Here is an 8772-nt window from a genome sequence, read left to right on the forward strand (position 1 = left end):
CGCCGCCCCCCGGCATCCCCCGCTGGCGCCCCCCGGCGCCCCCCGCTGGCGCCCCCCGGCATCCCCCCGCTGGCGCCCCCCGGCGCCCCCCGGCTTCGCCCGAGGGCACCTCCGCCGTCGGCAGCGGCGCCACCCGCCGCCACAACCCGGCGCAACGGCGGCCTCCGCCCGGCGAGGCTTGCGGCGGGCTCCTTTTTCCGCGCCGCCGCCTCGCGAAGGCCGCCGTCCGGCCCCCGGCGCGCCCGCAGCAGGAAACCCCGTACAAAACCCCAAAAGTTTTCCTGTATTTTTGCCGATTGAATACGAGATCTTAGCGGGTGAAAGATCCGAAAAGACTCCGCACCGGGTGTTTTTGGGGTTTGACAAACGGGACGGAAGGGGCAATAGGGTTGTAGGCACAAAGAAGCGGGAGGAAACCATGATAAATCGGTTTCTTGTGGCCATTTGGTGCGTGGGGGCGGCCGTGTTGTGGCTTGCCTGGGACGTGGGGGCCCAGCAGGTCCGGAGCACCTATGTGGGTTCCGCCGTCTGCGGCGACTGCCACCCGGAACAGTACGAAAATTTCACTAAATACGCCAAGAAGTCCCACTCCGACCACAGCATCAAGATCATGGCCTCGGACCTGACCCCGCAGGAGGTGCGGGAATGCTACGGCTGCCATACCACGGGCTACGGCCAGCCGGGCGGCTTCGTCAGCTTCGAGCAAACCCCCGAGCTGGGTCACGCCGGGTGCGAGGTCTGCCACGGCCCGGGCTCGGAGCACGCCGAGCAGGGCGGCGACCCCGAACTCATCAAGCGCTCCCTGACCCTGGACGACTGCACCACCTGCCACAACGAGGAGCGGGTCGGCGCGTTCAACTTCAAGCCGCTGCTCTACGGCGGCGCCCACTAAGCCATCCACGGGGGGTATGCCATGAACCTGCTTCGAGCCTCCCTCGGCGCGAAGATCATCATACCGGTTTCGCTGGTCACCGTGCTGACCTTCGTGATCCTGAACCTGACGGTCTCCTCGCTGCACCGCTCGGCAACCAACGAACTCATCGACCATTCCGCCGTCAAAACCTCGTCCATCCTGCTCAGCGCCATCGCCGAGCCCATGCGCATCGGCGACAACAAGGGCACCGAGGCCCAGCTGAACAAGGTCGCCGCCAACTATCCGGACGTGACCGTCTACCTGACCAACTTCCGGGGCAACGTGACCTACTCCACCCGCCCCGACGACCTGCGCAAGGACCTCGTCGCCCTGTACGACGACCCGGCCCTGGCCGCCATGCTCCAGGGCAGCCTGAAGACCATGACCCACACCGGGGCGTCCCTGACCATCGACGGCACCTCCTATTTCGTGGCCGTGGACACCATCCCCAACGAGAAGACCTGCCACCACTGCCACGGCGCGTCCCAGCCCATCCTGGGCTCCATGATCCTGTTCCAGGACGTGTCGCACCAGATGGCCCAGGTGACCTCCTCCGAGCGCATCTCGGCGCTCATCTCGGCGGGCGGGGCGCTGTTCCTGCTGATCATGCTCGGCCTGTTCATCCGCCGCATCGTGGTCAGCAAGATCGTGACCATCGCCCAGGTCAGCGACCGCATCCGCAGCGGCGACTATTCCGCCGAATTCGAGGTCCGCGGCCGCGACGAGCTGGCCAGCCTGGCCGGAAACCTCAAGGTCATGGTCCGCACCGTGCAGGACCAGCTCGAATACAACCGGGGCGTGCTCCAGGGCATCATCATCCCGCTGTTCGTCACCGACAACGACGAGCGCATCACCTACGTCAACGCGCCCATGCGCAACATCCTGGGCAAGACAAAGGAAGAGATCGAAGGCCACACCCTGGCCCAGGTGCTGCGCACCCCGGGCAGCGAGGACGTGACCGGCTCCGTCATCGCCTCGGGCCGCAGCCGCAGCGGGCAGATGCAATACTCCCGCGCCGACGGCGTGACCTTCCCCCTGCACTACGAGATATCGGCCCTGCGCGACGCCCACGGCGCCATCGTCGGGGCCATCGGCATGATGATCGACCTGACCCAGGAGGAGCGCGACAAGGAGCGCATCCGCGCCCAGCGCGAAAACCTGCTCCAGGTGGCCGACCAGGTGGAGCGGGTGGCCAGCCAGCTCTCCCAGGCCGCCGGGCACCTCGCCGGGCAGATGCACGAGGTCACCCAGGGCATGGAGCGCACCGCCGGGCAGACCTCGCAGGTGGCCACGGCCATGGAGGAGATGAACGCCACCGTGCTGGAGGTGGCCCAGAACGCGGGCAAGGCCTCCGACGCCTCGGACAACGCCAGCTCCGTGGCCAAGGAGGGCGGCACCGAGGTGGGCCGCACGGTGCAGGAAACCCGGGCCATGGCCCAGACCATCGAGGCCCTGGCCTCCAGCCTGGGCGACCTGTCCACCAAGGCCGAGAACATCGGGCAGGTCATCACCGTCATCAACGACATCGCCGACCAGACCAACCTGCTGGCGCTGAACGCCGCCATCGAGGCCGCGCGGGCGGGCGACGCGGGCCGGGGCTTCGCCGTGGTCGCCGACGAGGTGCGCAAGCTGGCCGAAAAGACCATGGCCGCCACCCGCGAGGTGGACGCGGCCATCACGGCCATCCAGCAGAGCGCGCGCGAGGCCGTAGGCGAGATGGGCAACACCCGCGAGCGCGCCGGGCACACCGGGACAATGGCCGAGAACGCCGGGCGCGTGCTGGAGCAGATCGTCACCGAGTCCGACGCCATCGCCGACATGGTCCGCTCCATCGCCACGGCCGCCGAGCAGCAGTCCTCCACCAGCGAGGAGATCAACCTGAACGTCACCGGCATCAACGAGCTGTCCCAGGGCATCAGCCAGCGCATCGCCCAGGCCAACGACTCCATCCGGGAGGTGGACGAAATGTCCCGCAAGCTGTTGGCCTTGGTGGAGAAGTTCAAGGAATAATTGAAAACCCCTTGCCGCGAAGCGCCCCCAGGGGCTATGGTGGGGACACTGGAAAGTGTCCCCACCCGTTTTCTGGAGGCTCCGCATGACCGCCCACGCCCAGGACGCGCCGTCCGACAGCGATATGGAGCGCAGGCGCCACCTGCGCATCACCCTCAAGGCATACGGCCTGAACCACGTCTGCGCCCTGCGCCTGGACGGCACCACGCGCGAGGCGTTCATCGTCGACATCAGCGCGGGCGGCGCCCGCCTGCGGCCCAAAGACGGGCGCCCCGCCCCCGGGCGGGGCCAGGTCCTGGAGCTGGAGACCCGCTTTCGCGGCGTGTCCGAGGCCGACGGCAGGCGCCGGGGCGTGGTGCGCTGGGCGGCTGGCGAAGAGTTCGGCATGGCCTTCGACCAGGAGCTGCCCTACGGCGTGTCCGACCTGCAATGCCTGCTGGACGGCGGCGCCGCCGCCGGGCCCGGGGCCGGTTGCCACCTTGGCGCAAAGGAACTATAGGTTTGTCCTGATGGTCTTTTTTTCCCTTTCCCCCCAACAACACGCCGCCTCGCCGGGCGGCAATCCACCAAGGAGGTCCCCCTCATGAAACCCCTCAAGGGCTCCCGCACGGAGAAGAACATCCTGACCGCCTTCGCGGGCGAGTCCCAGGCCCGCAACCGCTACGACTACTTCGCCTCCATCGCCAAGAAGGAAGGCTTCGTGCAGATCGAGCGGGTGTTCCAGGAAACCGCGCTCCAGGAGAAGGAGCACGCCAAGCGCCTGTTCAAGTTCCTGGAGGGCGGCGAGGCCGAGATCTGCGCCGCCTTCCCGGCGGGCCGGATGGGCACGACCCTGGAGAACCTCTACGCCTCCGCCGAGGGCGAACACCACGAATGGGAGGAAATGTACCCCGAGTTCGCGCATGTCGCCGACGAGGAAGGCTTCGGGCCCGTGGCTGCGGCCATGCGCGCCATCGCCAGGGCCGAGGCATTCCACGAGGAGCGCTACCGGGCGTTCATCGAAAACATCGAACAAAACCGGGTGTTCACCCGCCCGGGGAAGACGGCTTGGCGCTGCCTGAACTGCGGCTATGTGCACGAGGGCGCCCAGGCGCCCCACGAGTGCCCGGCCTGCGCGCACCCCCAGGCCTTTTTCGAGCTTTTGTTCAAAAATTGGTAGACATTGCTAATAGGAACTAATAGCGTTACGACCATGCAACGGGCCGCTGGCCTGTTGCGGAACCAGGAGGTATCCCATGCCTGAACTGCTGGAAATCTACAAATGCAATCTGTGTGGCAACATCGTCGAGGTCCTTCACGCCGGAGGCGGCGAGCTGGTCTGTTGCGGCGAGCCCATGAAGCTGTTCAAGGAAAACACCGTGGACGCGGCCAAGGAAAAGCACGTCCCGGTCATCGAGAAGACCGCCGACGGCTACAAGGTCAGCGTCGGGAGCGTGGCGCATCCCATGGAAGAGAAGCACTGGATCGAGTGGATCGAGCTGATCGCCGACGGCGTCGTCATGCGCAAGCAGCTGGCCCCCGGCCAGGAGCCGGTGGCCACCTTCTGTACCAAGGCCACCAAGGTCACGGCGCGCGAGTACTGCAACCTGCACGGCCTGTGGAAGGCCGAGGCCTAGCCTGAACAGCGGAACGACAACAACACGAGAAGAACAATGGACAAATACGTCTGCACCATCTGCGGCTATGTCTACGACCCCGCCGAGGGCGACCCCGACTCCAACGTCCCCGCGGGCACGAGCTTCGACGACCTGCCCGCCGGGTGGGTCTGCCCCGTGTGCGGAGCGCCCAAGGACCAGTTCGAGAAGGAATAACCGGCAGGCGGCGGGACGCAAGTCCCGCCGCCCTTCCCATCCAAACGCAAGGCGCCCGCGCGGCGCCGCCAGATAAAGACGAGAGACTCATGCGGCCCGTACAAATCAAGGAAGGAATATACTGGGTCGGGGCGGTCGACTGGAACAACATCGACTTCCACGGCTACTCCCTGGCCCGGTTCGGAACGACATACAACGCCTACCTCGTCATCGACGAGAAGGTCACCCTGTTCGACACGGTGAAGGCCTCCTTCAGGGACGATTTCCTGGAGTGCCTGTCCCAGGTCATCGACCCCTGCAAGATCGACTACATCGTGGCCAACCACCTGGAGCCCGACCACAGCGGCTGCCTGCCCGAGCTGATCGCGGCCTGCAAGCCCGAGAAGGTCTTCTGCTCGCCCATGGGCCAGCGGGCCATGGAGGCCCACTTCGACACCACGGGCTGGCCCGTGGAGGCCATGAAGTCCGGCTCCACCCTGAGCCTGGGCAAGCGCACGGTGCAGTTCCTGGAAACCCGGATGCTGCACTGGCCCGACTCCATGCTCTCCTACATCCCCGAGGAGCGCCTGCTCATCGCCAACGACGCCTTCGGCCAGAACATCGCCTCCTCCGAGCGCTTCGCGGACGAGATCGACCGCGCCCAGCTCAAGCGCCGGATGACCGAATACTACGCCAACATCATCACGCCGTACTCGTCGGTGGTGGAGAAGACCCTGGCCGGCGTGGCCGAGATGGGCCTGGACATCGACATGATCGCCCCGGACCACGGGCTGATCTTCCGCGGCAGGGAGATGGTGGACTTCGCCCTCGAGACCTACGCGGGCTTCGCGGCCCAAAAGCCCACCAACCGCGCCGTGGTCGTCTTCGACACCATGTGGCACTCCACCGAGCGCATGGCCCACGCAGTGGCCGACGGGCTCATGGACGAGGGCGTTTCGGTGCGCGTGATGCACCTCAAGAGCTTCCACCACAGCGACGTGATGACCGAGATCTTCCAGGCCGGGGCCGTCGTGGTGGGTTCCCCCACGCACAACAACGGCATCCTGCCCCTGGTGGCCGACCTGCTGACCTACATGAAGGGCCTTCGCCCGCAGAACAAGGTCGGCGCGGCCTTCGGCTCCTTCGGCTGGAGCGGCGAGTGCGTGAAGCTCATCACCCAGTGGCTCACGGACATGAGCTTCGAGGTGGTCGACCCGGCGGTGAAGGTCAAGCATGTGCCCGACCGGGCCGTTCTGGATCAGTGCGTGGAGCTCGGCCGGGCGGTGGGCCGGGCCCTGAAGGCAAAACTCTAATCCGCGCCGGGGGGGGCCGCAGGCTCCCCCCGTGCCCGGAAACATAACAATCCGCAACTTTTTTCCCGGGGAGGTGTCCCATGGACGCATTGCTTCTCTCCAGGCTCCAGTTCGCGGCGGCGACGATGTTCCACTTCATCTTCGTGCCGCTGACCCTGGGCTTGGTGCTCCTGGTAGCCATCATGGAAACCAAGTACGTCACCAGCGGCGACGAGACGTACAAGCGCATGGCCAAATTCTGGGGCAAGCTGTTCCTGATCAACTTCGCCCTGGGCGTCGTCACGGGCATCACCCTGGAGTTCCAGTTCGGCACGAACTGGTCGCGCTACTCGGCCTATGTGGGCGACATCTTCGGCTCGCTTTTGGCCATCGAGGCCACGGTGGCCTTCTTCCTGGAGTCGACCTTCATCGCGGTGTGGGTCTTCGGCTGGGAGAAGCTCTCGCCCAAGCTGCACGCGGCCTGCATCTGGATCGTGGCCCTGGCGGCCAACACGTCGGCGCTGTGGATCCTCCTGGCCAACGGGTTCATGCAGAACCCGGTGGGCTATGTGCTGCGCAACGGCCGCGCCGAGCTGGCGGACTTCTTCGACGTGATCACCAACCCCTTTGGCTGGAACCAGTTCCTGCATGTGATCCCGGGCGCGCTGACCCTGGCGGGCTTCTTCGTCATGGGCATCTCGGCCTGGCACCTGCTGCGCCGCAACGAGGAGGAGTTCTTCGGCAAGTCCTTCCGCGTGGGCATGTGGGCGGCGCTGATCTTCTCCGTGCTCACCGCCGCCCAGGGCCACCTGCACGGCAACGAGGTGGCCCGGGTGCAGCCCGTGAAGCTGGCCGCCATGGAGTCCCACTGGGAGACTCAGGCCAACGCGCCCATGTACCTGCTGCAGATTCCCAACTTCGGCGGCGAGGGCAACCTGGTGGAGGCCCTGCCGGTGCCGGGTCTGCTGTCGTTCCTGGCCTACAACGATCCCAGCGCGGTGGTCATGGGCCTGAACGACGTGCCCGAGGCCGACCGTCCGCCGGTGGCCCTGACCTTCCTGGCCTTCCGGGCCATGGTCGGGCTGGGCACGCTGTTCGTGGGTCTGGCGGCCCTGGCCTGGCTGTTCCGCAACCGGCTGACCCAGGTGCCCTGGCTGCTCCGGGCGCTGGTCTACACCATTCCCCTGCCCTATCTGGCGCACCAGTTCGGCTGGATCGTGGCCGAGGTGGGCCGCCAGCCGTGGATCGTCTACGGGCTGATGCGCACTTCGGAAGGCGTCTCGCCCATCGCGGCCTCGCAGGTGGCCGTGTCGCTGGCGGCGCTGACGCTCATGTACCTGCTGCTGGGCGCGGTGGATATCTTCCTGCTCTTCAAGTACGCCCGCAAGGGGCCCGCCTGAGGCCCCGCCCCGCGTGACCGAGGCGACCATCGGATCAACCGCAACCACCGAGGTGTGCGACCATGATTCTCGAAACCATATGGTTCCTGCTCTGGGGCTTGCTGTGGGCCATATACTTCATGCTCGACGGCTTCGACCTGGGCATGGGGACGCTCCTGCCCTTCATCGCCAAAAATGAAACCGAGCGCCGGACCATCTACAACGCCGCCGGTCCGTTCTGGGACGGCAACGAGGTCTGGCTGATCACGGCTGGCGGCGTGACCTTCGCGGCCTTCCCGGCGGCGTATGCCGTGCTGTTCTCGGGCATGTACGCGGCCATGTTCCTCCTGCTGTTCGCGCTGATCCTGCGCGGGGTGTCCTTCGAGTTCCGCTCCAAGGTGGACTCGCAGGCCTGGCGCAGGGTGTGGGACGTCTGCCACTTCGTGGGCTCCTTCGCCCCGGCGCTGCTGCTCGGAGTGGCCTTCGCCAACATCTTCCGCGGCATCCCCATCGACGCCCAGGGTGTGAACCAGGAGGGCCTGCTGCAACTGCTCAACCCCTACGGGCTGCTGGGCGGCGTGGTTTTCGTGGTGCTGTTCGTGCAGCACGGGGCCATCTGGCTGGCCATCAAGAGCCAGGGCTCCCTGCACGACCGCGCCCGGGCCACGGCCATCAAGACCTGGCCCATCGCCGTGCTGGGCACGGTACTCTTCCTGGCCTACACCGCCGTGGACACCATGCTGTTCAACAACTACCTGGAGAATCCGCTGCTGCTGGCCATTCCGGCGGGCACGGTGGTGGCCCTGGTGGGCATCCGCCCGGCCCTGGGCGCGGGGCAGATGGTCCGCGCCTGGGTGGGCAGCGCGGCCTTCATCGTCGGCGTGACGATGTTCGGCGTGGTCGGGCTGTTCCCGGCGCTGCTGCCCTCCAGCCTGAATCCGGGCTGGTCCATGACCATCTACAACTCGGCCTCCAGCCCGCTGACCCTGAAGATCATGCTCGGCGTGGCCCTGGTCATGGTGCCTGTGGTCATCGGCTACCAGTTCTGGGTCTACCGGAACTTCTCGCACAAGATCACCGACGAGCACCTGGATTACGAGGAAGCCTACTAGGCGCCCCGCTTTCCGACAGCAAACGGCCTCTCCCGCCACGCGGGGGAGGCCGTTTGCCTTGCGCCCGGCGGCGGCGCCCGGAATCCCGGCGCCCCGCACCCGCCGCCCGGGACAGTCTCCCCCGACGGCCAGCGCCCGCCGCCCGGGACACCGCCCCCGACGGCCAATGCCCGCATCCACACCCCACATCCGCCGCACCCGGCCAGCGCCCCGTACCCGTATCCCCCTCCGAAGCCCACCGACCGCGCCCACAGTATCCCCCGCATCCCACGGGCC

General features: G+C 66.7%; 9 protein-coding genes. All 9 read left to right on the plus strand.

Going from position 1 to position 8772, the window contains the following annotated elements; genetic code table 11:
* Positions 1–418: 418 nt before the first annotated feature.
* The 9 genes from M0P34_RS10700 (at position 419) to cydB (ending at position 8496) form a co-directional block, all read left to right on the plus strand.
* A complete protein-coding gene (locus M0P34_RS10700; protein WP_291498906.1) occupies positions 419–892 on the plus strand; it encodes a cytochrome c family protein in 474 nt (157 codons plus the stop codon).
* Positions 893–913: 21 nt separating this feature from the next.
* On the plus strand, positions 914–2923 hold the full coding sequence (locus tag M0P34_RS10705; protein WP_291498907.1) for a methyl-accepting chemotaxis protein: 2010 nt from the start codon (positions 914–916) through the stop codon (positions 2921–2923).
* An 85-nt stretch (positions 2924–3008) separates the two neighbouring features.
* The gene (locus tag M0P34_RS10710) at positions 3009–3422 is read left to right on the plus strand and encodes a PilZ domain-containing protein (RefSeq protein ID WP_291498908.1); all 414 of its coding nucleotides are present in this window, start codon (positions 3009–3011) and stop codon (positions 3420–3422) included.
* An 84-nt stretch (positions 3423–3506) separates the two neighbouring features.
* On the plus strand, positions 3507–4082 hold the full coding sequence (gene rbr / locus M0P34_RS10715; RefSeq protein ID WP_291498909.1) for a rubrerythrin: 576 nt from the start codon (positions 3507–3509) through the stop codon (positions 4080–4082).
* Positions 4083–4158: 76 nt separating this feature from the next.
* Positions 4159–4539, plus strand: a complete 381-nt coding sequence (locus tag M0P34_RS10720; RefSeq protein ID WP_291498910.1) for a desulfoferrodoxin — start codon at positions 4159–4161, stop codon at positions 4537–4539.
* A gap of 36 nt (positions 4540–4575) precedes the next feature.
* Positions 4576–4734 carry a rubredoxin gene (rd, locus tag M0P34_RS10725; protein WP_291498911.1) on the plus strand — a complete coding sequence of 53 codons (159 nt, stop codon included), beginning with the start codon at positions 4576–4578 and terminating at the stop codon, positions 4732–4734.
* An 89-nt stretch (positions 4735–4823) separates the two neighbouring features.
* Positions 4824–6026 carry a flavodoxin domain-containing protein gene (locus M0P34_RS10730; protein WP_291498912.1) on the plus strand — a complete coding sequence of 401 codons (1203 nt, stop codon included), beginning with the start codon at positions 4824–4826 and terminating at the stop codon, positions 6024–6026.
* 80 nt (positions 6027–6106) lie between these two features.
* A complete protein-coding gene (locus tag M0P34_RS10735) occupies positions 6107–7405 on the plus strand; it encodes a cytochrome ubiquinol oxidase subunit I (protein WP_291498913.1) in 1299 nt (432 codons plus the stop codon).
* 62 nt (positions 7406–7467) lie between these two features.
* Entirely contained in the window at positions 7468–8496 is a 1029-nt protein-coding gene (gene cydB / locus M0P34_RS10740; protein WP_291498914.1) for a cytochrome d ubiquinol oxidase subunit II, read from the plus strand.
* The last annotated feature ends 276 nt before the right edge of the window (positions 8497–8772 follow it).

This window comes from Desulfocurvus sp. (genome assembly GCF_023230885.1).
Taxonomy (GTDB): Bacteria; Desulfobacterota; Desulfovibrionia; order Desulfovibrionales; family Desulfovibrionaceae; genus Desulfocurvus.

Excerpts from the sequence above, each read along its gene's own strand:
- M0P34_RS10700 (WP_291498906.1), top strand. The coding sequence starts at position 419 with ATGATAAATCGGTTTCTTGTGGCCATTTGGTGCGTGGGGGCGGCCGTG.
- M0P34_RS10705 (WP_291498907.1), top strand. The coding sequence starts at position 914 with ATGAACCTGCTTCGAGCCTCCCTCGGCGCGAAGATCATCATACCGGTT.
- M0P34_RS10710 (WP_291498908.1), top strand. The coding sequence starts at position 3,009 with ATGACCGCCCACGCCCAGGACGCGCCGTCCGACAGCGATATGGAGCGC.
- rbr (WP_291498909.1), top strand. The coding sequence starts at position 3,507 with ATGAAACCCCTCAAGGGCTCCCGCACGGAGAAGAACATCCTGACCGCC.
- M0P34_RS10720 (WP_291498910.1), top strand. The coding sequence starts at position 4,159 with ATGCCTGAACTGCTGGAAATCTACAAATGCAATCTGTGTGGCAACATC.
- rd (WP_291498911.1), top strand. The coding sequence starts at position 4,576 with ATGGACAAATACGTCTGCACCATCTGCGGCTATGTCTACGACCCCGCC.
- M0P34_RS10730 (WP_291498912.1), top strand. The coding sequence starts at position 4,824 with ATGCGGCCCGTACAAATCAAGGAAGGAATATACTGGGTCGGGGCGGTC.
- M0P34_RS10735 (WP_291498913.1), top strand. The coding sequence starts at position 6,107 with ATGGACGCATTGCTTCTCTCCAGGCTCCAGTTCGCGGCGGCGACGATG.
- cydB (WP_291498914.1), top strand. The coding sequence starts at position 7,468 with ATGATTCTCGAAACCATATGGTTCCTGCTCTGGGGCTTGCTGTGGGCC.